Genomic DNA, 26,200 nt, shown 5'->3' with positions numbered 1-26,200 from the left:
CACAGACATCATCCACTTTATACTCTTAGTATGAACGCCTACAAACCTATAGTACAAGGATGGAAAAAAGCTTCTCTTCTACAGAACGCTGCTTTCTCACGCCAAGTGCAAGAAAAAAAAGCACTTTGCAGTGCTATGATTCTCATGCAACAATATTTATAATTTTACCTGGAACAATAATTACCTTTTTAAGTGATGCACCCGCTAATTGCGCAATTGTTTTTTCATGTTCCAAAACCGTCTTTTCGATCTCCTCTTTTGACAAATCTAAAGAAAGTTCTAACGTAAAACGCATTTTCCCATTAAAAGAAATGGGGTAGTTTTTTGTGCTTTCTACCAGGTGTTTTGCATCAAACACAGGGAAATCTGCTGCAGAAATAGACTCCTTGTTCCCTAATTTTCGCCACAGTTCTTCTGAAATATGAGGCGCATATGGAGATAATAATAACAATAACGGCTCTAAAATAGACCGCTTATTACACTTTAAAGCAGTGAGCTCATTTACAGCTATCATAAAAGTAGACACCGATGTATTGAAAGAAAAACTCTCAATATCTTCTTGAACTTTCTTAATTGTTTTGTGTAAAACCTTAAGCTCCTCTTTTGTTGCTTTCTCTTTTGAAACCTCAAAAACAGCTTCGTTAAAATAAAGTTTCCACAACTTCTTTAAAAAAGAGTACACTCCAGAAATCCCTGAAGTTTTCCAAGGTTTCGCTTGCTCTAGTGGGCCTAAAAACATTTCGAACAAACGCAATGCATCTGCACCGTATTCGGCAACAATATCATCGGGATTTACCACATTGTATTTCGATTTAGACATTTTTTCTACCTCGCGCCCTACCTTGTAAACACCCGCTTCTAAAATAAACTCGGCATTTTTATATTCTGTATTTAAAGCATGATTTTTAAAGGCTTCAATCGCCAAGTCATCGGATGCATTTACCAAAGACACATCTACATGAATTGGAGTCTTTACCAGCATTACTAAATCTGCAAAATTTGGATTCAAAAACCCTTTATCTAATAAATAATTTTTAACAACTGCTTCAAACTCATCGTCAGAATTAAATAAATTTTTAGAAACAAGCACTGTTGGTATTTTATCCAAAACATCATCATTGGATTTTTCTGTAGAACAGCCATTTTTAACAAAAGCCGTTGCTCTGTAAACAAACGCAGAGGTTCCTAAAATCATTCCTTGATTGATCAACTTTTTAGCAAACTCGTCAACAGGCACTATCCCTTTGTCGAACAAAAACTTTTGCCAAAAACGCGCATATAATAAGTGCCCTGTTGCGTGTTCAGAACCTCCGATATATAAATCTACTTCTTTCCAATACTCTAAAGATTCTTTACTTGCAAAAGCTCCTGTATTTGTAGCATCCATGTACCTGTTAAAATACCACGAACTTCCTGCCCACCCTGGCATTGTATTCAATTCTAAAGGGTATACAGTTTTATTTTTAAGTTTCTCATTCCCCACAACTTTCTTCGCTCTAGAATCCCATGCCCAAGCAATTGCATTTCCTAAAGGTGGCTTCCCGTCTTCAGTAGGTAAGTATTTCTCTACTTCTGGCAGCACAACTGGCAAATATTTCACGTCGATCATTTGAGGCATTCCGTCTTTATAATAGACGGGAAATGGTTCTCCCCAGTACCGTTGTCTGCTAAAAACAGCATCCCGCAAACGGTAGTTTATTTTTCCATAACCAAAACCGCGCTTCTCCATTTCAAAAATGGCTAATTTTATCGCTTTCTTATATTTTAATCCACTTAAAAAATCTGAATTTGCAATTTTTGTTCCATCCTTACCTGCATGCGCAGCCTCAGAAATATCTACATTTTCAAAAATATTAGGAATTGGAATGTCAAAGTGTTTTGCAAAATCGTAATCTCGCTGATCTCCACATGGAACTGCCATCACAGCCCCTGTACCATAGTTTGCTAAAACGTAATCCCCAATCCAAATTTGGACTTTCGCTCCCGAAAAAGGATGGATTGCATAAGCCCCTGTAAAAGCACCAGAAATGGTTTTTACGTCTGCCATTCGATCGCGCTCAGATCTTTTTGCAGTTGCTTTGATATAGGTTTCAATCGCTCCTTTTTGAGCAGCGGTCGTAATTTTAGACACCAACTCGTGTTCTGGAGCTAATGTCATAAATGAAACACCAAAAATAGTATCTGGTCTTGTTGTAAATACATCTATCTTAAACGGATCCGCTACAAGTTTAACCGCTGCTATTGTAGCTGATTTTTCAATCGCCTTTGGAAATTGAATTGCTGCATTAATTTTAGAAACTACCTGAAGTACATTTTCAATAACGGCTTCGTTTGAAAAACGAACCACATTAAAACCTTCATTTGCAAAATAAGTAGTTCTTGCTGCCTCGTCTTCTTTACCAGAAAAATCAACAATAATATTCTTTGCCAAACAAACATAGTCAACAAGAAAAGAACCTATTGTGTATTTTTTTCTAAACTTTGCAGCTCCTTTTTTATTTTTTAATTCATCCCAAAGCACGGTTTCTGCCTTTGATAAATTTTGTCTCAACACTTTTAAAGACTCTAATTCTTTGTATGACAACTTTATTTCAGCAGTTGTTTTTTCAACTCCGTTCGCAACCTGAAAAGACACCATTGCTCCCTGACTTCTCCCAATCCAATTGGTTTGAGAATCCTTCAAGGGCTGCGGCCAATCAATGGTCTCTAATCCATCTAACAAACGTTGTGCATATGCAGAGATTCGCATAGACCATTGAGTCATTTTTTTACGCACCACCGGATGGCTTCCTCGCTCTGAAACTCCGTTTACAATTTCATCATTTGCTAAAACGGTTCCTAAACCAGGACACCAATTCACCTCTGTATCCGATAAATATGTCAGTCGATATTGCAGCAGAATCTCTTCTTGTGTTGTCTTTGAAAACGCCTGCCATTCTACTGCAGAAAAAAGAAGTATGCCTTCATCGGAAACTGCATTTACTGCAGTATTCCCCGAAATATTGAATGTTTTTTCTAGCGTAGCAATGTCTTCCGCCTTTTCTGTGTCTCTGTTATACCAAGAATTAAAAAGCTCAGTAAAAATCCACTGTGTCCATTTATAGTATTCAGGATTTGAAGTGCGAACTTCTCTGCTCCAATCAAAAGAAAAACCAATTTTATCTAATTGTTTTCTATACGTTGCAATATTTGCTTCCGTAGTTTTTGCTGGATGCTGACCCGTTTGAATCGCATACTGTTCTGCTGGCAAACCAAAAGAATCGTATCCTTGAGGATGCAATACATTAAAACCTTTGTGACGTTTGTAACGTGCATAAATATCGCTTGCAATATAACCCAAAGGATGCCCAACATGTAACCCCGCCCCACTTGGATAAGGAAACATATCTAACACGTAATACTTTGGCTTTTTAGAATTATTTTCAGCTTTAAAAGTTTGATTTTCTGCCCAAAATTTTTGCCATTTTTCTTCTATTTCTTGATGGTTGTATTGCATTTCTATATACTTGATTAAGCCGCAAATTTACGTTTATTCTTTCTAAGTGAAAAGTTGATTTAATTTAAAATAAGAGAGGCTTTCAAATTGTTTTGAAAGCCTCTCTTAAAAGTTAATTTCTGTGTTCTTAAAAGCGTTACTCTTTTAAACCCATTAGCGTGATCGGTACAGAAATAACAGTATTCGCCCAACCCATTTTTAAGGTCATATCCTCATCGAAAAGCATCGAAAAAGCTTCTATGTTTTCTGTTGAAGAAGAGACAGCTCCTACTACCCTTACAACATCCTCTTCTTGTTTGTAACTATAATGTCCCCAAACATTTCTCGCTGTACTTAAAATAACAATCCAGTCCTCTGCTGATGGAATTGTAAACAAAGAATAGGTTCCAGACTTTACCTCTTTCCCACCAAAAAGCACATCTTTATAAAATGTAATCTCTGCAGCTTCATTGGCTCCTGTTCTCCAAACTTTATCTAGCGGCGCAAGCTTCGTTAAGTCTCTCCCTTTCAATTGCGGGCGACCATAAACAACCTTTAAAACCTTGTCTGAAATTCTATAATTATCTGGGAAAGTTGCAGCATCCATTGGACTTGCATCCATTTTTTTCCATTTTTGTGAAAAAGTGTGGGTGGTACTTACTAGTAAAATTGTAAAAATAATAACGGCTAAATTGACTCTTTTCATTGTTTTTTGTTTTTAAAGTGCTTCTAACAATAAAATCACTGTTAGAAAATTATATTAAATTTGTGTAGACTCCTAATGACAATCACAACCTTTATTACAGCTTCCTTTTGACTTCGATGGAAACAGGTATTTCTTTACCAGAAAAAAGGAGGCAAAAGTCAATAATATATAAACGAATATTTCTTGCATTATTTAAGAATTTGAAATACTATTAATGAACAAACATAAGCCAATCCAGTCATTCCAAAAAGCTGAATTAAAGGCCATTTCCATGTTTTAGTTTCTCTTTTTACAATCGCTAAAGTTGCCATACACTGCATAGCGAACGCATAAAAAACAAGTAAAGACATCCCTGCGGGAAAATTAAATATTTTTTCACCTGTTGCTGGATTTACTTCTGAACGCATTTTTTCTTTAATTGTTGTGGTATTTTCATCATCTGATCCCACACTATAGATAGTTGCTAAGGTACCAACAAAAACCTCCCGCGCAGCAAAAGAAGTAATTAAAGCAATTCCAATTTTCCAATCATAACCAAGCGGCTTGATTACGGGCGCTATAGATTTCCCCATAATACCGATATACGAGTTCTCTAACTTTGCTGAAGCTATTTTTTGCAAAAGCTCATCAGGACTTACATTGGAATTTTCAGCTTTCGATATCGTATTTTTTTTAGCATCCTTATAGGATTCTGGACCATTAGAAGCTAAAAACCACAAAACAACAGAAAGTGCTAAAATAATTTTTCCTGCACCTAAAACAAATGCTTTTGTTTTTTCTAAAACATCAAAAAGTACATTTTTTACAGAAGGGAGTTTGTAATTAGGCATTTCTACCACAAAGAAAGAATTGCTTTCTGTTTTTAATGTTTTCTGCAGTATATACGCAGCTAAAATAGCCGTTACAAAACCTAAAGCATACAGCATTAACAGCGTAAACGCCTGCAAATTATAAAAACCAAATATTTTTGTCTCTGGAATTATCAATGAAATTAAAATCGCATATACCGGTAATCTTGCAGAGCAAGTAGTGAAAGGAACTACTAAAATAGTAATGAGCCGCTCTTTCCAACTAGAAATCGTTCTTGTTGCCATAATGGCTGGGATTGCGCAAGCTGTTCCAGAAATCAAAGGAATTACCGACTTCCCATTCATTCCAAATCGGCGCATAATCTTATCCATTAAAAAAACAACACGACTCATATATCCAGTTTCCTCTAACACCGCAATAAACAAAAACAAAATTGCAATCTGTGGAATGAAAATAATAACGCCGCCAATACCTGGAATAATTCCTTCCACAATTAAATCAGAGAGCACCCCTGCGGGTAAATTGCTTCGCGCAAAATCTGACAACTGTGCAAACGTAGTGTCAATCAAATCCATTGGCAGCGAAGACCAATCGAAAATTGCCTGAAAAATAAGTAGTAACACAAGCAAAAAAATAAAATACCCAAAAATTTTATGCGTAAATATTTTATCTAACTTTGACCGAACATCCGTTGCCTTACTTTTATCAACAATATAGGTTTTCTTTAAAACTTTATTTATTTCTTGATATCTATAAATGGTTTCTTTGTGTTGATATCTCCTTAATTTAGAAACATCTTTATTAAAAGAAAGAAGTTGCTCCTTTTCTTCTTTTGAAATCCCCTCTGGGAAGTTTTTCTGAGTGACCATTAACCACAACTCGTACAAACTATAGTTTGGGTTGATTGCTTTTAACTGATCAAAATATGCAGGATCTATCTTTTTATTGTCGCACATAGGGGACGCTTTCGCCGCAATATGACACTTTATGATTGCATCTTTTACGGCGTCAATTCCTCTATTTTTTCGAGCACTGATTAAAACAACTTCTGTATTTAACTCTTCTTTTAATGCCGTTAAATCTATAGAAATTCCTTTTCTACTCATTTGGTCTACCATATTTATAGCCAAGACAGTTGGAATTTCTAAATCTTTAATTTGAGAAAATAACAGTAAATTCCTCTTTAAGTTTTCTACATCTGCAACAACTAAAATAACATCTGGAGACTCTTTAATATCTTTTTTAAGTAATGTTTTTAAAACAATGCTCTCGTCTACAGAAGTAGGGTTGATACTATATGTTCCAGGTAAATCTGTTATAATGGCGTTTTGTGTTGCAGAAAGTCTACAGGTACCTTCTTTTTTATCTACCGTTACTCCAGGGTAATTGCCAACTTTTTGAGTTAGCCCAGTTAATTGGTTAAAGAGTGAAGTTTTCCCCGTATTTGGGTTTCCAATTAAAGCGACTTTGATATTGTTTTTAAACATTACAAATTTACTTTTAGAATTTTTATTTGTGCCGCAGTTTCCTTCCTAATCGCCAAGTGACTTCCGTTCACACAAATGTACAAAGGATCTTTTAGCGGTGCTATCTGAACCAGCCGCACTTCCGCTCCTGGCAAACACCCCATTTCTAACAACTTTAAAGGAATCACGTCTAAAGACTCTTCAGAAATATATCCCATTTCGCCAATACGTAAAGATGCAATTGTGCTCAATTTTTTTTATTTTGAAGGCCAAAGATAATCATTTAGAATGATTCTAAACAGCTTATTTAGAAGCATATTCATCCTTCAACAACGCAATATCTTTCTTCAACTTTACCATGTCCTCTTTTTCAGTACCATCATAATAACCACGGATGCGTCTCTCTTTGTCTACCAACACAAATTGTTCTGTATGAATAAAATCATCTTCATCCCCGTTTCCTTCATCTAATACCGCAAAATAACTTTTCCTTGCCAACTCATAAATATGTTTTTTAGACCCTGTAGTAACATTCCACTTGCCATCCACAACACCCTTTCTCTCGGCATAGTCCTTTAATACAGAAACACTATCCATCACAGGGGTTACAGAATGGGAAAGAAACATGATATCGGCGTCATTTTTATAAAAGTCTTGCAATTCACTCATATTATAGGCCATTGCAATACAAATGCTTTGACAGCGTGTAAAAAAGAAATCTGCGACATAAATTTTATTGGCATACGTTTTATTCGTAATAATTTCTCCGTTCTGATTGCTTAGTTTAAAATCTGCAATGGTATGGTCTTTTGTAATGTGTTTCACTGAAAAATCTACCAACCTCGGGTTTACATCTGCTGGACTGTATACTTTCAACTTGGTCTCTACTTTTAATAAATTGTAAAAAATAGGGATGACCACCGCTGAAAAAATGACTAAAAAAATAAATGTGGGAAGTGATTTTCTAAAGAACTTTGACTCCATAATCGTCTTTTTTCTACAAAAATACGACTTAATAATACCCGAGAGAAGCAAACAAAAATAATACGTACCCAAAATCTTTGTTAAAATAAAAAGCAAGGAACAATAGTTCTTTTACAACTCTCTTGAAAATTGTACATTTGTTCCTTTTTTAATTAAGATTAGACCTCGAATGGAAATATTAATAAAAGCTTCTCAGTTTATACTAAGTTTATCTTTGCTCATTGTTTTACACGAACTGGGACACTTTATCCCTGCAAAATTATTTAAAATTAAAGTAGAAAAATTCTACCTCTTTTTCGATTATAAGTTTTCAATATTTAAGAAAAAAATTGGAGACACCGTATATGGTATTGGTTGGATTCCTTTAGGAGGTTATGTGAAAATCTCTGGAATGATCGATGAAAGTATGGATACTGAGCAAATGGCTTTACCTCCACAACCTTGGGAGTTTCGCTCAAAACCAGCTTGGCAAAGGCTTATTATCATGCTTGGTGGCGTTTTTGTAAACTTCGTTTTGGGAATCTTTATTTATGTCATGTTAATGTGGGTCTATGGTGAGCGCTATTTACCCAATGAAAATGTAAAAGATGGTATTTGGGTTACCAATAAGCTTGCAGAAAATTTAGGCTTACAGACTGGAGACAAAGTATTAACCGTTGACGGTGAAAAGGTGAAAAAATTTGGAAGCCTTTCCTTAGAGTTTATCAATGGAAATAGATATCAAATTGAAAGAGATGGCCAAGTAATAGACAAAGAAATTCCAGAAGATTTTATCTCCCAATTGATGGATCGTGGAAAAGAAGCGGGTGCTTTTTTAGCTCCGAGATACCCTTTCGTCATTGCTGCAGTTTCTGAAGACTCTCCAAACAAGGGGTCCGATTTACAAACAAAAGATATCGTTGTCGCGATCAATGGAAATGCAATAAAATATTTTGATGAAGCAAAGGCGCAATTGAATATCTTTAAAAATCAAGAGATTCAGGTGACCGTAAAAAGAGGTGACAAAATAAAAGAAATTCTTGTAAAAATTACAGATGACGGAAAATTAGGTGTTGCTACTTTACAATTACCTTTTAGTGATTTAGAGAAATTAGGCTATTACAAATTAGCGGATAATGAATATTCGTTTGCAGAGGCAGTGCCTGCAGGTTTAAATAAATCTTGGAAAACCCTTACTGATTACGCAAAGCAATTAAAAAAGATCTTTAACCCCAGCACCGGAGCCTATAAAGGCCTGGGTGGCTTTATCTCTATTGGAAGTGTTTTTCCTGAAGAATGGAGCGCAGAATCTTTCTGGAACATTACTGCCTTCTTATCAATTGTACTTGGTTTTATGAACTTATTACCAATTCCAGCATTAGACGGTGGACATGTAGTTTTTACGCTTTGGGAAATGATTACCGGTAGAAAGCCAGGAGATAAGTTTCTAGAATATGCGCAGGTGGTTGGCTTTGTTCTATTAATAACCCTATTACTTTTTGCAAACGGAAATGATATTTTCAGACTTTTTAATTAAATAGGAATGCTACAAAAACTAACGGCACAAATATTAATTGTGCCGCTAGTTTTACATTTTTAAAGAACAATTGATGTAAGGAAACCAAGCATATCGTGTATTACATTTATCGCAAGCATACGCTTTTGCTCCTGGTATTAGTCTAGCAAACCCTTTTCTTATCATCCTTTTCCTCGAGAGAGATTTACATTTCGGACATGCTTTCATGGTGCATTAATGTTTTAGTTATCAGCAGTTAACAAAATTTAAAGCTACTGAAAACTTACGAAACAAAAACCCGTATATCTACCCGTTTTAATATTGCTTTTTAAACTGCAAAGGGGATTTTAAAGTTGCTTTAGTAAAGAGACGCGTAAAATAAGCAGGATCATTGAACCCAAGTTCAAAAGCAATTTCTTTCACCGATTTATCGCTATAAATAAGCAAACGCTTTGCTTCTAAAAGAATGCGGTTTTTTATAAAGCTAGAAGGCTTTACTGCTCCTAACTTTTGAAAATGTTTGGCCACTGACTTTGGCGAAATCCCCAATCTATCTGCGTAAGACGTTACCGTGTGCAACGTTTTAAAATTTTGTTCAACCAACAAACTAAAGTCCTTAAAAAGGCGTGTTTCTATGTCTTCTCGTGTGGGATATTTCTCTTTCTTCACACGCACTGCACAAATCATAAATTGCTTGAGATAAGACTGCAACATATCGTATTGGGCCGTTTCGCTTTGCTGAAACTCCTCAATAAGCTGTTCTAAAATAAAATTCAATTTTACAACATCCTTTTCACAAGGTGTTATAAAAGGTGTTTCGTAAATATTATTAAAGAGCACACCATTGCAAGCTACTTCTTTGTCATGCGTCTGTATGCAGTAAAAATCTTTTTGAAATGTCAGTTTATAAGCTGTACTTATCTGTTCTGAATCCACTGTAAAGACTTGACCTGGAGATAAAAAAAACAAGACATTATCACTAAAAGCGTGCTGTTCAAAATCGATGTTATAAACACCTTTTCCTTTCTCAATCCAATAAATAGTATATGCATTTTGTTGCTTTTCATGCGGCATAATGCAGCCTTTTTCAAAGTCTACAATACTTAACGAAAAAGATTCTTTAAATGTATATTTTACAATCTCTTGAACTGCCATTATTTGTTTGCTGTGATTTAATAGTATTGAAAGCCGTTATTAAAAGCTAAAAACGAAGGTGTTTCCGATGTGCTTTTATGCATTCTGTTTCTTGTTACGGATTCCAAAGTTAATCAAAATAAACACCAATATTGCTGGAAACACCCACCCCAAACTACTATTTGCCAAAGGAATGCTATTTTTTATACTTGTTAAATTCTCTCCTGGAACAATAAACCCTAAAAAGTCAGGAATACTGAAAATAAAAGTAACCAAAACAACCCCCCTAAAAACTAGTTTTGAAGCATAGCGGTCGGAAATATTATTCAAGACAATTAGCACGATGGTGATCGGATACAAAAACATCAGCGCTGGAACTGCCAATGTAATAATGGCCGCTACCTGATAACTTCCGATAGCAACTCCAATGACAGCAGCAACTGCCGCCGTAATTATATACGCTTTTTTAGAATTATTACAAATTCCTTTCATGTAATCAGCGGTTCCTGTAACAATACCCACAGCCGTCGTAAAACAGGCCAACGAAACTAAAATACTTAAAAAGGTGGTTCCAAAAAAGCCTAAAGTCTGCGTACTTATTCCAGACAGCACTTCTGTTCGCGTTGGGTTTTGAGCAAATATTGAAGCGAACAATGCACCACTTAAAATTAAACCTCCGTAGATGAGCAAAAGACCCGTTCCGGCAATAAAACCAGCTTTCCTGATAAGAGCTTTTTTAGCATCAAAGGTACTATCGTTGCGATAGTTTAACGAAATGAGAATTACAGCGCCAACCACCACACCCGCAATGGCATCAAAAGTCTGGTACCCTTCCAAAATACCGTCTACAAATGGATTTTTAAACGAAGAAAGGCCCACACTTGCTGGTGCTACAAAAAATGAAAGGCCTATAATTGCCAATAAAATAAAAACAATGATTGGCGTTAAAAAACTACCAATGAGACTGACAATTTTAGAACGATTTATCGCAAATAAAAAGACAAAAAGAAAATAAAAAATACTTGTTAAAATGGGAGGCGTATCAAAAAACGGCTGAATTGCCATTTCGTGGGTTACCGCCGCAGTTCTAGGAGAAGGAATTGCCACTGCAATCCCGTAGATTAAAAAACAAAATACCGTGCTAAAAGTAGGAGACACTTTTTTTCCAAAATCGTATAAAGTACCCTGCAGTTTTGCGTGTGCAAAAATTGCTAAAATTGGAATAACAACAGCTGTTACTGCAAACCCCAAAACCACAATCCACCAATCTATTCCAGCTTTAAGGCCTAATGTTGGTGGTAAAATCAGGTTTCCTGCACCAAAAAAAAGTGAAAATAATGCAAATCCTGCAACCCAAATATCTTTTTTTTTGTTCATAATAATTCTTGTCTAAGTATTAGAAATATACATATTTTTGTGTGATGCAAAAATCAATTACTTTTAAAAATGCTAACATTTTTTTTTCTGATCAAGGAAAAGGAACTGCCATTATTTTGCTGCATGGGTTTTTAGAGAATAGCACTATGTGGAAGCATATAATTCCCATCATTTCCCAGAGAAATAGAGTCATTGCAATTGATTTGTTAGGACATGGAAAAACAGACTGCCTAGGATACGTGCATTCTATGAACTTATTTGCAGAACCAATTGAAGCTGTTTTAAAACATTTACAAATTCGGAAATATGTTTTAATCGGGCATTCTTTGGGGGGATATGTTGCCTTGGCTTTTGCTGAAAAATACCCTCAAAAAATAAAAGGTCTGTGTTTGATGAACGCAACGTCTAATGCCGACGATGATGAACGCAAAGCACTGCGACTGCGAGCAAACAAAATGATTCCAAACAACTTTTTAAACATAATACGCATGTCTTTTACCAATTTGTTTAGTGCACAAAATAAAATCCTTTTTAGAGAAGCACTTGAAGAAGCTTTAACCGAAGCTTTAAAAACACCTCTTCAAGGATATATTGCAGCACAAGAAGGAATGCGAATTCGCCCAAACCGAAATCACGTATTGAAAGGAAATAGTTTTAGAAAACTACTTATCATTAGTGAAAAAGATCCTGTTTTAGATTTTAAAACAGCACTGCTAGAAGCGAAAGAAACGGATTCTAAGTTCATCATTTTCCCTGATGGACACATGAGTCACATTGAAAATTCAGCAATCCTTGTGGAAACTCTAAAAAGCTTTATAAGAACGTGTTAAATGTATTACTTAAAAAATTAAACCCTCTTTCTTGACACCAACAAAGCCAAGCAAAAAGCGACACAAATAAGCACCGCTAAAAAAACATAACTCGTCACTAAGGAACTCCATGTTGAAATTGTACCTAAGATGACGGGGCCTACTAAAAACCCAACAAAGCCAATTCCCGAAACAATAGAAATTGCAAGTGAAGTTTCTAAATCTTTTGTTTTACCTGCCACTCTATATATCTCTGGAACAATTACTGACAATCCAAATCCGAGGAATCCAAATCCTAACACCGTTAGATATAAGTTTGCTGATACCACGAACATATAGGAGATAAGTGCCACTACACACCCGTAAATAATCGTTTTCATGGACCCTATTTTGTTGCTAAGACCGTCTCCAAGAAACCTTCCAATAGTCATCGTTAAAGAAAAGATAATAAAACCAAGACCCGCCTTACTTTCTGAAACCTTCACAATCTCAAAAAGAAATAAATTACTCCAATGCTCTACAGCACCTTCATTAAACATAATAATAAAGGCAATTACAGAAATCACTAATAAGGGTTTTATCGTTTTTAAAAATCCAAGGTCATTCTTCAGTTTCTCTGCATCCGCCCCTTTTACTTTTTCATAATTTTTAGCTAAAAAAAAGGTGGTAAGAATAATAAAAGAAGACACTCCTAACATATGTATGTATGGGTTCGAAAACTGGCTAATGTATATACTCCCAATACCTGCTCCAATAAAACCACCCAAACTAAAAAAACCGTGTGCAGCAGACATAAAGTTTTGTGCTTCTTTCCGCTCTATAACTGCAGTTAAGGTATTTAAAGAAGTACTTGTAAATCCTGAAAAAACACCCACACAAAATAAGGCACCACAAAGAAACACATACGTAGGGGCAATTAATGGCAAATTATAGGCGATCGCAAGTAAAATAATGCCAATTTTTGTTGATTTTCCAACCCCTATTTTTCTATTGGTTACTGGCACAAATGGAAGTGAAATTAACAGGCCTAGCGCAACAAAAAACAACGAAAAACCAATCTCGGCGTCATTTAAATCAAATTTCGCTTTGATATAGGGCAGGTATAGAACCCAAGTTCCAATAAGAATGTTAATGGATAAAAAAACCCAAGAAGGCGCAAAATAAGTTGCTTTGGAGAGTATTAAGCGCAAAGATTTCATTAAAAAAAGTTGGTATAGGTGTTAAATTTTCGTGTTTTTACTGCTCTCTTTTTGTATTCCAGCCCTGTGCTTTTAATTCAATTTCTTGACCTGCTCTCGTAACCAAATTTAACCCTTGACTTTCTGCTGTTATATGACCAATAACAGAAAAATTAGGATTTCCTTTAATTTTATCAAAATCTGCAATTGCCACTGTAAAAAGCAATTCATAGTCTTCACCACCACTTAAAGCAACCATCGTAGAATCTAACTCAAATTCTTCACAAGCAGAAATTACTTGCGGATCTAATGGTAATTTCTCCTCATAAATTTTACATCCAACTTTAGATTGCGAACAGATATGCATAAGCTCTGACGAAAGTCCGTCAGAAATATCAATCATTGATGTAGCTTTTATTTCCATCCCCTTTAGCAAACTTGCAACATCTTTTCTTGCTTCTGGTTTTAACTGACGCTCTATTAAATAAGTATAATTTTCAAGATCTGGTTGGTTATTAGGATCTACCTGAAAAACTTGTTTTTCTCTTTCTAGAACTTGTAATCCTAAATATGCAGCTCCTAAATCTCCAGAGACAACCACTAAGTCTGTTTCTTTTGCACCACTTCTGTATACAATGTCTTCTTTCTCTACTTTTCCAATTGCCGTAATAGAAATTAACATTCCTTTCGTAGAAGAAGTTGTATCTCCCCCAACTAAATCAACTTTATAGGTTTCACAAGCCAATTGAATTCCTGCGTATAATTCTTCAATTGCCTCCAAAGAAAAACGATTAGAAACCGCAATTGAAACTGTAATTTGCTCTGCAACACCATTCATTGCGTACACATCAGACAAGTTTACCATCACTGCTTTATACCCTAAATGCTTCAACGGCATATAGCCTAGATTAAAATGCACTCCTTCAATCAACAAATCTGTAGTAACTAGTGTTTGTTTTTCGGAAGCCCCTAAAACTGCAGCATCATCTCCAATTGCTTTGATTGTAGAGCTATTTTCAATATTAAAATATTGTGTAATATGATTTATCAAACCAAATTCGCCAAGATCCGCTAAGGATGTTTTTTGTGTGTTTTTATCTTCTAACATGTTGCAAATATAAGCACATTCTTGAAGGTTACAGAATAGATTTCGCAGAGATGTATCTCACCGAACGTTTTTTTATGCGTTCTGTGAAAAACCCTAATTTATGTGTAGAAAATTCGCTTCCTTTTCTATTCTTAGCACAACCAATACTTTTGCTACTCTCAAAAAATATAAATAATATTGGAGAATGCACTTACACTGCTAAGTATTTAATATCAAGGTTACTTATATCAGTACTAACAAACATAAAGACCTATCACAACCGGGTATTTGAGAATAAACAACCTATATGACTTCGCTTTTTAAAGCGGGAGAAATCAAAAAAAAGTTTACAAAAACTTAATGGACACGGCTAAAAAAGACAAAACCACTTAAAGATCTCGCTGTGAATACTTCGTTTTTAATTTGGTATTTTTGAATAAATTTATTCTGATGTTTAAAAAGACAATTTTATTTTGCTGCTGCTTAATTATTCTTAATTGCAGCAATAACAATGATACTTTAAGTATACACTCTCAGCCAACTTACGTCCCTATTGCTGCTTGTGAAAACGGATTTGCAGGAGAGTACCCTTGCAATGACTATGATTTACTAAACCATTACAGCTTAGCAGAATTAGCAGGCCCTGGCACTGAGGGCAATGATTCTTGGGGATGGACAGATAAAGAAACGAACAAAGAATATGCCTTAATGGGCACCAACAAAGGCATTGTATTTATTGATATTACAGATACTTCAAACACTGTAATTTTAGGTATTTTAAAAACGGCCACAGTAAATAGTGCTTGGAGAGATGTAAAAGTATTTAATTCTCACGCATTTATTGTAAGTGAAGCTAGAAACCATGGTATGCAAGTTTTTGACCTGAAACGCTTAAGAGATGTTTCAAACACTCCAGTAAATTTTACAGCAGATACCCATTTCACCGAATTTGGAAGCGCTCATAATATTATAATTAACGAAGATAGTGGCTACGCATACATTGTTGGAGCTGCTAGAAACTCAACCTTTGGCGGTGGTCCTATATTTATAAATATTAAAAACCCTTTAAACCCGATAATTGAGGGAGGATTTCGCGAAGGGGGATATTCACACGATGCACAAGTACTTATATACACTGGTCCAGATAAAGCATACACCGGAAAAGAAATCTTAATTGGCAGTAATGAAAACGAGGTAGTACTTGCAGATGTTAGTGATAAAAAAAATCCGATAATAATTTCTACCATAAGTTACGCCAATGTAAAATATGCGCATCAAGGCTGGTTTACTGAAGATTTAAAATATTTTATTCTCGGAGATGAACTGGATGAATTGCAAGTGGGAAACAAAACCCGATCTATTATTTTCGACTTTACCGATTTGGACACTCCTGTTTATCATTTTGATTACCTTGGAAGTACAAATGCCATAGATCACAACGGATATGTAAAAGACAATATTTATTACCAAGCCAATTATACGGCGGGTGTGCGAATGATTGATGTATCCAACGTTGCAAACAAAGTATTTTCAGAAGTTGGTTTTTTTGACACGTACCCCGAAAATAATAATGCAAATTTTAATGGTGTTTGGAACGTCTATCCATATTTCCCAAGTGGTAATATTATCATTAGCGACATTAATAATGGTTTTTTTATAATTAGAAAAAAATAATTACGCACTACAAATGAAACAATATGTGCTCATATTTACCTTAGCTTTTTTAAGCAGTTGCTCAAAAAAAGACGTGTTTGAAATTCCTGAAATTATCCAAGTTGGTGCCAATGTTTCTCTTGTAAAAACTTTTGGAGGCTCTAAAAACGAAGCTCTTTCATCTGTGACAAAGACCACAGACGGTGGATATATTGTCGCTGGTTTTACGCAAAGTAACGACTTTGATATGACTGCAAAAACAAACGCCTCTTTTGATTTTCTAGTCTCAAAATTTTCTTCGGAAAACACTTTAGAGTGGCAAAAAACTTTTGGAGGCACAGAGGACGATAGAGCGGCAGATGTGATACAGACGCTAGATGGTAATTTCGCAGTCTTGGGGTACCGTAAAAGTTCAGACAGCAACGTTTCAGAAAATGCTGGAAATAAAGACTTTTGGTTGTTAAAAATCTCTACTGAAGGAAATCTTCTCTGGGAAAAAACCTTCGGCTTTTCTGGCGCAGATTTTGGAACTGCTTTGCTAGAAACGAAAGACGGTGGTTTTCTAATTACTGGTGTGCTAGATGTCTCTAGTTCTGGCGGCCAAGGAAATGCAAAATCTACAGCAATACAGCATGCAGGTGGAGATTATTGGGCAATAAAAACAAACCATGTGGGCACCTTAGAATGGCGTCGGTTTTTTGGTGGATCGTTTACAGAAATCCCAGCAGGCGTCATAGAAACTGACGATCATAATTTTATAATTGCTGGCTCTTCAGACAGCAACGACTTTAATATTTCTAACAATAAAGGAAGTTACGATTTTTGGGTAACAAAAATAAGTCCAATAGGAAATTTGCTTTTAGAAAAAAGTTTTGGAGGGTCTGCAATTGACCAAGCCTATGCAATTACAGCAACCAGCGATGGCAACTTCATTGTTGTTGGAGATACCAGAAGCTCAGACGTTGATGTTGCACTAAATTACGGTGCTGCAGATATTTGGATTGTAAAATTTTCGGCAGAAGGAAACGCAATTTGGGAAAAAACAATTGGAGGGTCCAATTTTGATGTTGGACGCGCTATTTTTAAAACACAAGACCCTGGTTTTTTAATTGCAGGAAGTTCCCGAAGTTTAGACAATCGCTTTGAAAATAAAGGTCAGAATGATGCCCTCATTTTAAAAATTGATGAAAACGGAAATCTTTTATGGCAAAAAACAATTGGCGGTTCCGAAATAGACTTTTTATATGATGTTGTAGAACTCAACAATAAATCGATTATCGCTGTTGGAGAGAGTAGCAGTTCCGATCAAGATATTTCTGAAAACAAAGGATTTACAGATGCCTTAATACTTCAACTTAAATGAAAAACAACATTGCTTTTTTATGTTTCTTAATGCTTCTTTTTTCGTCTTGTAGCCCTAAAGAAGAGGATATCAGTGTGGTCGTTAATTTCACTCACCATTGGAACGGCAAGGTTCTTTCCAATCAAGACCTCAACCAATTGAAATTCACGACAGAAAATGGTGAAAATATAAGTGTTGAAAAATTGCGTTATCTTATTTCCGACCTGAGTCTGACTGATTTCAAAAACTATCATTTGATAAATTTTCATGAAAACACGGGTACTTCCCTCTCTATTTCCGGACTTGCCGAAAATCGATACCACCTCACTTTTAGATTTGGTTTTTCCGATCAAGACAATACAGATGGAATTTACAAAGATTTAAATTCTGTAAGTTTTGGGGTTCCTACAATGCTAGGCGGTGGTTACCATTACATGCAGTTTGATGGAAAATACCGGAACGATAACAACGACGCACTTGGCTTTAATTACCACGCCATTAGAGCTGTTGACAATACTGACCCTGACAATTTAAAATTTGAAGATACTTCGTTTGAAGTAGATTTAGGTTCTGTACTTATTACAAATAATGCCAAGATTGAAATAAAAATGAACTTAGCAGAATGGTTTAAAAATCCAAATACTTGGAACTTAAACGAACTAAACACTGTTTTAATGCCAAATTTTCAAGCGCAAAAAATAATGCGAGACAATGGAAAAACGGTGTTTTCTTTGGGTATCGTAAACTAACACCAAAAACTTAAAAATGGTACAAAAATATGTATTCCTCTCCTGTTTTTTCCTTTTGATGCACTGCACATCAAAAGAAGACGAACGCTACGCGCCCACTCCGTATCGTTTAAAAATTCCAACCCTTTTTTCAGACAAATTAATTCCACCAATAATTCCAGCAGACAATCCATTAACCATTGAAGGAGTTGCCTTAGGTAAAAAGTTATTTTTTGACCCCATTTTGTCTGGAGACGAAACACAATCTTGTGCTTCTTGTCACAATCCACAAAAATCATTTACAGACCAACAGCCGTTTAGCACGGGAATTGAAGGTAATTTAGGATCGAGAAATGCCATGCCTTTATTTAATTTAGCTTGGAATTTTGATGAACGCTTTGCTTGGGACGGAAAAGAATTCGGCCTTGAAAGACAAGCTTTAGAACCTGTTTCAAACCCGATAGAATTGCATTCAAACTGGCAAAATATTGGAGAAAAATTGGAAAATAATGCGATATACAAAGATCTTTTTCTTAACGCGTTTGGCTCCTCAAAAATTGATTCTACTTTAATTACAAAAGCCATTGCACAATTTGAAAGAACACTGATCTCTGGCAATGCTAAATTCGATAAATATGTACGTGGCGAAACAACGCTAACAATAGAAGAACAAAATGGATTCGACGTTTTCATGGACGAATCAAAAGGAGACTGTTTTCATTGCCATGGAAGTAATAATAACCCACTTTGGACAGATAATAAATTTCACAATAACGGCTTAGATACTCATTTTAGTGATCTTGGCCTGGGAGCTGTTACAGGAGATCCTAATGACAATGGAAAATTTAAAACACCCTCTATTCGCAATTTAAATTTTACAGCACCCTACATGCATGACGGTAGATTTGCAACCTTAGAAGAAGTGATCAATCATTATTCTGAAGGCCTGAAAAAATCGCTTACAATAGACCCGCTTATGAAACAAGTGAACGAGGGAGGCGTTCAATTATCTCCTCAGGAAAAAACAAACTTAAAAGCCTTTTTACGGAGCTTATCAGACTCTGAATTTGTGCAAAATCCTGACTTTAAAAAGTGATCAATAAAACCAATTGACATATTGTGTTTCGTAATGAGGGTTCTTCGTTTTTCATCTACTTATATTGTATATTTGTAAACAATTTAGTTTTAATCTACTTAATCATATGATAAAAGTTTCAGACATAGCGAAGAAGAAGGTCGTAGAGTTGATGACTGACGATGGCTTTAACGCAGCTACAGATTATGTTAGAGTTGGCGTAAAGAGTGGCGGCTGTTCAGGCCTATCTTACGATTTAACTTTCGACAATAAAAAAGAAGAAAACGATAAAGTTTTTGAAGAGAATGACGTAAAAATTATTATCGACAAAAAAAGTTTTTTATATTTAGTTGGAACAACCTTAGAGTATTCCGGAGGATTAAACGGAAAAGGTTTTGTTTTTAATAACCCAAACGCAAGCAGAACTTGTGGTTGTGGAGAATCATTTTCACTTTAAAATTTAGAAAAAGATGTCAAAATATACCGAAGACGATTTAGAGCAAGAATTAAAAACCAAAGAATATAAGTATGGTTTTTACACAGAAATAGAAAGCGAAACCTTTGCAAAAGGGCTAAGCGAAGAAGTTGTTATTGCAATTTCTAAGAAAAAAAATGAGCCAGACTGGATGACTGACTGGCGTTTGGAAGCGTACCGCGTTTGGAAAACAATGAAAGAGCCAGAATGGGCCAATGTTCACTATGAAAAACCAAAATTTCAAGAGATCGCCTATTATTCAGCGCCAAAAGCAAAACCAAAGTTAAACTCTTTAGACGAGGTAGATCCAGAATTATTGGATACGTTTAAACGTTTAGGTATTTCCTTAGATGAACAGAAAAAATTAGCAAATGTTGCCGTAGACATTGTAATAGACTCTGTTTCTGTTGCGACTACATTTAAGAAATCTTTGGGTGAAAAAGGTATTATTTTTATGCCAATTTCTGAAGCAATTCAAGAACACCCAGAACTAGTAAGAAAATATTTAGGAACGGTAATACCTACCACAGACAACTTTTACGCAGCATTAAATTCAGCGGTCTTCTCCGATGGATCTTTTTGTTACATTCCAAAAGGAGTGCGATGTCCAATGGAATTATCTACTTATTTTAGAATTAATGAAGGTGGAACAGGACAGTTTGAAAGAACTTTAGTAGTTGCAGACAAAGGAAGTTATGTGTCATATTTGGAAGGTTGTACCGCACCAAGTAGAGATGAAAATCAGTTGCACGCAGCCGTTGTAGAATTAATTGCAATGGATGATGCAGAAATTAAATATTCTACCGTACAAAACTGGTATCCTGGAAATAAAGAAGGAAAAGGTGGTGTTTACAATTTTGTAACTAAGAGAGCTCTTTGTGAAACCAATGCAAAGGTTTCATGGACACAAGTAGAAACGGGCTCTGCTATTACTTGGAAGTATCCTTCTTGTATTTTAAAAGGAAATAACTCTGTGGGTGAATTTTACTCAATTGCAGTAACAAACAATCATCAGCAAGCAGATACTGGAACAAAAATGATTCATTTAGGAAAAAACACTAGATCTACCATTATTTCTAAAGGAATTTCTGCAGGAAAATCACAAAACTCATATCGAGGATTGGTACAAATAAGTCCAAGAGCAGAAAACGCACGTAATTTCTCTCAATGTGATTCCTTACTAATGGGAAATGATTGTGGCGCACATACTTTCCCTTATATCGAAGTGAAGAATAAAACAGCACAAATAGAACATGAGGCAACTACCAGTAAAATTGGAGAAGAGCAGCTATTTTACTGTAATCAACGTGGAATTGACACTGAAAAAGCAATTGCGTTAATTGTAAACGGATTTAGTAAAGAGGTTTTAAATAATTTACCGATGGAGTTTGCTGTAGAAGCTCAAAAACTATTGGAAATTAGTTTAGAAGGAAGTGTTGGATAAAGTTCCTAGAATTTTAACTGTATAATTGCTGAGCCAACAAAGAAAAAGTAGATAGAATATTAAAAGCGAATCGCGTAAAAACGAAGAGAAAATAGCAAAAGACAATGTTAAAAATAGAAAATTTACAAGCAAGTATAGATAATAAATTAATCTTAAAAGGATTAAATTTAGAAGTAAAAGCTGGTGAAGTTCACGCAATTATGGGACCTAACGGTGCTGGAAAAAGTACTTTAGCAAATATTATTGCTGGTAAAGATGATTACGAAATTTCATCTGGAACTATTGAGTTAAATGGCGAAGATTTAAGCGAACTGGCTCCTGAGGAAAGAGCACATAATGGCGTGTTTTTATCTTTCCAATACCCTGTAGAAATTCCTGGAGTTTCTGTAACTAACTTTATAAAAACAGCGATTAACCAAACTCGTAAAGCAAAAGGCTTAGAAGATATGCCTGCAAAAGAGATGTTAAAAATGATTCGTGAGAAATCTGAATTATTAGAAATAGATCGTAAATTCTTGTCCCGTTCTCTAAACGAAGGTTTTTCTGGAGGAGAAAAAAAACGTAACGAAATATTTCAAATGGCCATGCTAGAACCAAAACTAGCAATTCTTGACGAAACTGATTCTGGTTTGGATATTGATGCTTTGCGTATTGTTGCAAACGGCGTTAACAAACTAAAGTCTAAAGACAATGCAGTAATAGTAATCACGCATTATCAACGATTACTGGAATATATTGTACCAGATTTTGTACATGTTTTATACGATGGAAAAATCGTAAAAACTGGTGATGCCTCTCTAGCGCTTGAATTAGAAGCAAAAGGATATGATTGGATTAAAGAAGAGTTAGTTCAGTAAAGAAGTTTAACAATTGAACCAGTGATAAAGCTGCGTAAAAGCAAACTTTCAAAACTTGCGATTTTAAACTTTAAAACAAAAAAAATGGAATTAAAAGATAAATTAATAGCATCATACGTAGCGTTTGAAAACGATATAGATACAAGTTCTGATATACATGAAATCCGTTCAAAAGCCTTTCAAAATTTTGAAGGTTTAGGTTTTCCTACGAAAAAACTAGAAGCTTGGAAATACACTTCTTTAAACTCAATTTTAAAGCAAGACTACAGTCTATTTCCTAACAAAGAAAATTCAATTCAATTAGCAGACGTACAAAAGTATTTTATACACGATATAGATACCTACAAGCTCGTTTTTATTGATGGAAAATACAGTTCTTTTCTTTCGGAAACTACACACGATACTTTTGATGTTTGCTTAATGTCTTCAGCATTAGCAAAACCAAAATACAAGGCTGTTATTGAAAACTACTTCAATAAAATAGCGAGAAAAGACAATTTAACGTCTTTAAACACTGCATTTGCAAATGAAGGGGCTTACATCTATATTCCTAGAAATGTAGAGGTAGAAAAGCCTATCCAAATTATCAACTTTACTACTGGTTCTGAAGCTGCAACCATGCTGCAACCAAGAAACTTGATTGTAGTCGAACAAAATGCACATGTTCAGATTATAGAACGTCACCAAAGTTTAACGTCAAACCCTGTTTTGACAAATGCAGTTACTGAAATTTTTGCTGCAAAAGATGCTACGGTAGACATTTATAAGATTCAGAATGACCACAAAACAGCTTCATTAATAGATAATTCTTACATCGAACAAAAATCAAACAGTGTTGTTTCTGTGCATACTTTCTCTTTCGGAGGAAATATCACTAGAAACAATTTAAACTTTTATCAAAGAGGGGAGCACATTGATTCAATTTTAAAAGGAATTACTATTATTGAAGGAAAACAACATGTAGATCACCACACCATGGTACAACACATTGAGCCAAACTGCGAAAGTCACCAAGACTACAAAGGTATTTTTGACGAACGTTCTACAGGTGTTTTTAATGGAAAAGTAATTGTAAATAAAGAGGCTCAAAAAACAAATGCATACCAGAAAAATAACAATATTTTGGTAAGTGATCGTGCAACAATCAATGCAAAACCTCAGCTTGAAATTTTTGCTGATGACGTAAAATGTTCTCACGGATGTACAATTGGTCAATTAGATGATGAGGCCTTATTTTACATGCAACAGCGGGGTATTCCTGAAAAAGAAGGAAAAGCACTGTTGATGTTCGCCTTTGCCAATACCGTTTTAGAAAGTGTGAAAATACCGGAGGTAAAACAACGCATCGCTAAAATTATTGCAAACAAACTAAATGTAAAAATGGGATTCGAACTATAACAAAATAGCTTCTTTGGACATTCAGTACAAACCACGCTTCCTTGCGTGGTTTTTTTATTGAATACTTTCAAGAATACCCTTTAAGAATCTATTTTCCTCAAAACCTGCCAATCCAAAACGAACGACTACCACATCCTGATCTGGTAAAACATATACGCGCTGCCCCTGATAGCCGTCTGCAAAATACATGTTTTTTGGAACATCTTTTAACTGCTGCTGCGAATTTAACCAAAACTGAGCACCATACGTTCCGTTAGAACCTGGGGTAGGAGTCGTGATATAGGTTACCCAATCTTTCGTAAAAAGCTGCTCACCATTCCAACTTCCATTGTGTAGATATAGCAACCCAAATTTTGCCCAATCTCTAGCTGTTGCCCACGCATAAGAAGAAGCCACATAATTGCCTGACAAGTCTGCCTCTACAACCATAGAATTCATTCCAATTTTATCGATAAAATCAGAATACCAAAAGTCTAAATACGCCTGATGCGAAACAAACTGCTTTCTTAAAATTTTAGACAATAAGTTCGAAGTCCCCGAAGAATAATTCCAAGAAGCATTTGTTGTGCCGGTAAGTGGTTTCTCCTCTTGCATCTTGGTCATGTCTCTTTCTAAGAACAACATTTTTGTAGCATCAGAAATTTCGTCATAATTTTCGTCCCATTCCAAGCCCGAGTTCATTTGCAATAAATTATGAATTGTAATATTCTTGCGTACATCTTTTTGCCACGAAGCAATAGGTGCTCTGTTCGATATGTTTATCTTATTTTGATGCTGTAAAACTCCGAAAACGGTGCTCATTACACTTTTTGTCATAGACCATCCCAAAAGACGAGACTCTTTATCAAAACCATCCGCGTATTTCTCTGCGATAATTTGATCTTTATACAACACCAGAACTGCTCTTGATTGATCTACCCCAAAAATTGAACTCACCGTCTGCTTCAATTTTTCATAGTCTATATTTTTAAATACCGTATCTTTTTGCGCTGCATTTCCAAACGGAAAAGAAATGTTATGGTCTACCGCAGTTCTTTTAGGAATCAAGTAAGAGGCATTTTCATCACTTTTATTTAAAGTTAATACAGCACCTAATCCTTCCCTATAAATAGCCCTTCTCGTTAAAAGACCAAACGCAGAGGAGCTCGCAACCTTACTTTCAAAGTCAACTTTATCAGTGGCCAAGTCTACCGGTGAAAAATTATTATCTGTAGTATCCGTAAAAATTAAAGATCTACCTCCAATAAAAATAGAGGATGCTGTATTTTTTGCTGAATAACCAGCTAAAATATTCAATTTCGGATAGTTATAAATCACTAAAATTAAAATAGCTACTACTGTAATCAGTAAAAATCGTTTCATTATTTTCATAGGGAATATCATTTATTGATGTAAAAATAAGGAAATCATCTTCAGTTTGTGAAAACTTTAAGTCTTCTTGCTTTATCTTTGTATTTAAATATAATGTATATGATTAATGTTGATAAAATCCGTGAAGACTTTCCTATTTTGAAAAGGACAGTGCACGGAAAGCCACTAGTATATTTTGACAATGCTGCAACCTCTCAAACACCGCAGGCGGTGATTGATACGATTGTAGATTACTACAGCAATTACAACTCTAACATCCACAGAGGTGTGCACACTTTAAGCCAAGAGGCCACTGACAAATATGAAGAAGCAAGGATTAAGGTCCAAAAGCATTTTAATGCAAAAGAAGCTTATGAAATTATTTTAACCGCAGGTACTACTCATAGTATTAACATTGTAGCTGCTGGCTTTACATCCTTAATAAAAAAAGGAGATGAAGTAATCGTTTCTGCGCTAGAGCACCACTCTAATATTGTTCCTTGGCAAATGATGTGTGAAAAAACAGGGGCAATTTTAAAAGTAATCCCAATGTTTGAGGATGGTTCTTTAGATATGGATACCTATCATGCATTAGTCAATGAAAAAACAAAGTTAGTTTTTTGTAATCATGTCTCTAATGCCCTTGGGACTTTAAACCCTATTGAAGAAATTATTAAAAAAGCACACGAGTTCAATGCCGCTGTAATGGTGGATGGTGCACAAGCAACACCTCATATAAAACCAGATGTACAAGCATTAGATGCAGATTTTTACGTGGCATCAGCTCACAAATTATGTGGTCCAACTGGAGTTGGTTTGTTGTATGGAAAAGAAGAATGGTTACAAAAATTACCGCCATATCAAGGAGGTGGTGAGATGATTGCTACCGTTTCGTTTAAAAAAACAACCTACGCTGGATTACCTCACAAGTTTGAAGCTGGAACTCCGAATATTTGTGGAGGTATTGCTTTTGGTGCTGGTTTGGATTATATGAACGCTGTAGGCTTTGACAATATTGCAAAATATGAGCATGAATTGCTAACATATGGTACCGCAGAATTGTTAAAAATTGAAGGGCTTAAGATCTACGGAACTACCACTAAAAAAACAGCTGTAATCTCTTTTAACGTCGGTGAAATTCACCCCTATGATATTGGAGCTATTTTAGACAAGCTTGGCATAGCGGTAAGAACAGGGCATCACTGCGCGCAACCTATCATGGATTTTTACCAAATTCCAGGAACTGTAAGAGCATCTTTCTCTTTTTACAATACAAAAGAAGAAATAGATATTTTAGTAAGCGGCGTAAAAAGAGCGGTGCGCATGCTTTCTTAAAACTTAAAAAAATAGTAGTAAT

21 protein-coding genes are annotated in these 26,200 nt (G+C 35.3%); 11 read left to right on the top strand and 10 right to left on the bottom strand.

Annotated elements, in window-relative coordinates; genetic code table 11:
* Positions 1-142: 142 nt before the first annotated feature.
* From PI23P_RS04020 to PI23P_RS04000, 5 genes are all read right to left on the bottom strand, one after another.
* Positions 143-3,496, bottom strand: coding sequence for a leucine--tRNA ligase (locus PI23P_RS04020; RefSeq protein WP_004569461.1), 3,354 nt, complete (start codon positions 3,494-3,496; stop codon positions 143-145).
* Positions 3,497-3,632: 136 nt separating this feature from the next.
* Positions 3,633-4,181: a DUF2911 domain-containing protein gene (locus PI23P_RS04015; protein WP_004569460.1), complete on the bottom strand. Its 549-nt coding sequence runs from the start codon at positions 4,179-4,181 to the stop codon at positions 3,633-3,635.
* A gap of 188 nt (positions 4,182-4,369) precedes the next feature.
* Positions 4,370-6,478: a ferrous iron transport protein B gene (gene feoB / locus PI23P_RS04010; RefSeq protein WP_004569459.1), complete on the bottom strand. Its 2,109-nt coding sequence runs from the start codon at positions 6,476-6,478 to the stop codon at positions 4,370-4,372.
* Positions 6,478-6,708 (bottom strand): FeoA family protein, encoded by a 231-nt coding sequence (locus PI23P_RS04005; RefSeq protein ID WP_004569458.1) that lies wholly within the window; start codon positions 6,706-6,708, stop codon positions 6,478-6,480. The genes feoB and PI23P_RS04005 overlap by 1 nt, the downstream gene beginning before the upstream one ends.
* Positions 6,709-6,760: 52 nt before the next feature.
* Complete coding sequence (locus tag PI23P_RS04000; RefSeq protein ID WP_004569457.1) at positions 6,761-7,441, bottom strand: SCO family protein; 681 nt, start codon at positions 7,439-7,441, stop codon at positions 6,761-6,763.
* Between the two features lie 169 nt (positions 7,442-7,610).
* Between PI23P_RS04000 and rseP the strand changes: the two genes are divergently transcribed.
* Positions 7,611-8,957, top strand: coding sequence for an RIP metalloprotease RseP (gene rseP, locus PI23P_RS03995; protein ID WP_004569456.1), 1,347 nt, complete (start codon positions 7,611-7,613; stop codon positions 8,955-8,957).
* Between the two features lie 294 nt (positions 8,958-9,251).
* Here rseP and PI23P_RS03990 read toward each other — a convergent pair whose 3' ends face one another.
* On the bottom strand, positions 9,252-10,091 hold the full coding sequence (locus PI23P_RS03990; RefSeq protein ID WP_004569455.1) for an AraC family transcriptional regulator: 840 nt from the start codon (positions 10,089-10,091) through the stop codon (positions 9,252-9,254).
* Positions 10,092-10,166: 75 nt separating this feature from the next.
* Entirely contained in the window at positions 10,167-11,447 is a 1,281-nt protein-coding gene (brnQ, locus tag PI23P_RS03985; protein WP_004569454.1) for a branched-chain amino acid transport system II carrier protein, read from the bottom strand.
* A gap of 44 nt (positions 11,448-11,491) precedes the next feature.
* On the opposite strand from brnQ, the gene PI23P_RS03980 reads away from it, so the two are divergent.
* Positions 11,492-12,277, top strand: coding sequence for an alpha/beta fold hydrolase (locus PI23P_RS03980; RefSeq protein WP_004569453.1), 786 nt, complete (start codon positions 11,492-11,494; stop codon positions 12,275-12,277).
* Positions 12,278-12,294: 17 nt separating this feature from the next.
* Here PI23P_RS03980 and PI23P_RS03975 read toward each other — a convergent pair whose 3' ends face one another.
* Positions 12,295-13,455 carry an MFS transporter gene (locus PI23P_RS03975; protein ID WP_004569452.1) on the bottom strand — a complete coding sequence of 387 codons (1,161 nt, stop codon included), beginning with the start codon at positions 13,453-13,455 and terminating at the stop codon, positions 12,295-12,297.
* A gap of 37 nt (positions 13,456-13,492) precedes the next feature.
* Complete coding sequence (thiL, locus tag PI23P_RS03970) at positions 13,493-14,542, bottom strand: thiamine-phosphate kinase (RefSeq protein WP_004569451.1); 1,050 nt, start codon at positions 14,540-14,542, stop codon at positions 13,493-13,495.
* Between the two features lie 429 nt (positions 14,543-14,971).
* Here thiL and PI23P_RS03965 point away from each other — a divergent pair, with 429 nt between their 5' ends.
* From PI23P_RS03965 to sufD, 8 genes are all read left to right on the top strand, one after another.
* Positions 14,972-16,195, top strand: coding sequence for a choice-of-anchor B family protein (locus PI23P_RS03965; protein WP_004569450.1), 1,224 nt, complete (start codon positions 14,972-14,974; stop codon positions 16,193-16,195).
* 13 nt (positions 16,196-16,208) lie between these two features.
* Entirely contained in the window at positions 16,209-17,537 is a 1,329-nt protein-coding gene (locus tag PI23P_RS03960; RefSeq protein ID WP_004569449.1) for a hypothetical protein, read from the top strand.
* A complete protein-coding gene (locus PI23P_RS03955; RefSeq protein WP_004569448.1) occupies positions 17,534-18,265 on the top strand; it encodes an MbnP family protein in 732 nt (243 codons plus the stop codon). The genes PI23P_RS03960 and PI23P_RS03955 overlap by 4 nt, the downstream gene beginning before the upstream one ends.
* 16 nt (positions 18,266-18,281) lie before the next feature.
* Positions 18,282-19,340 (top strand): cytochrome-c peroxidase, encoded by a 1,059-nt coding sequence (locus PI23P_RS03950; RefSeq protein ID WP_026288386.1) that lies wholly within the window; start codon positions 18,282-18,284, stop codon positions 19,338-19,340.
* 106 nt (positions 19,341-19,446) lie between these two features.
* Positions 19,447-19,776 carry a HesB/IscA family protein gene (locus tag PI23P_RS03945; protein WP_004569446.1) on the top strand — a complete coding sequence of 110 codons (330 nt, stop codon included), beginning with the start codon at positions 19,447-19,449 and terminating at the stop codon, positions 19,774-19,776.
* A gap of 13 nt (positions 19,777-19,789) precedes the next feature.
* The gene (sufB, locus tag PI23P_RS03940) at positions 19,790-21,238 is read left to right on the top strand and encodes a Fe-S cluster assembly protein SufB (RefSeq protein WP_004569445.1); all 1,449 of its coding nucleotides are present in this window, start codon (positions 19,790-19,792) and stop codon (positions 21,236-21,238) included.
* 104 nt (positions 21,239-21,342) lie between these two features.
* On the top strand, positions 21,343-22,095 hold the full coding sequence (gene sufC / locus PI23P_RS03935) for a Fe-S cluster assembly ATPase SufC (protein ID WP_004569444.1): 753 nt from the start codon (positions 21,343-21,345) through the stop codon (positions 22,093-22,095).
* An 84-nt stretch (positions 22,096-22,179) separates the two neighbouring features.
* On the top strand, positions 22,180-23,493 hold the full coding sequence (gene sufD / locus PI23P_RS03930; protein ID WP_004569443.1) for a Fe-S cluster assembly protein SufD: 1,314 nt from the start codon (positions 22,180-22,182) through the stop codon (positions 23,491-23,493).
* Between the two features lie 54 nt (positions 23,494-23,547).
* Here the strand turns inward: sufD and PI23P_RS03925 are convergent, their stop codons facing one another.
* Positions 23,548-24,855, bottom strand: coding sequence for a serine hydrolase domain-containing protein (locus PI23P_RS03925; RefSeq protein WP_004569442.1), 1,308 nt, complete (start codon positions 24,853-24,855; stop codon positions 23,548-23,550).
* 108 nt (positions 24,856-24,963) lie between these two features.
* Between PI23P_RS03925 and PI23P_RS03920 the strand changes: the two genes are divergently transcribed.
* Positions 24,964-26,178 carry an aminotransferase class V-fold PLP-dependent enzyme gene (locus PI23P_RS03920; protein WP_004569441.1) on the top strand — a complete coding sequence of 405 codons (1,215 nt, stop codon included), beginning with the start codon at positions 24,964-24,966 and terminating at the stop codon, positions 26,176-26,178.
* Positions 26,179-26,200: the final 22 nt, after the last annotated feature.

This window comes from Polaribacter irgensii 23-P (assembly GCF_000153225.1).
In the GTDB taxonomy this organism is placed as follows: Bacteria; Bacteroidota; Bacteroidia; order Flavobacteriales; family Flavobacteriaceae; genus Polaribacter; species Polaribacter irgensii.
Note: the sequence above shows the minus strand (reverse complement) of the source record. Positions and strands in the feature narration are given on the sequence as shown.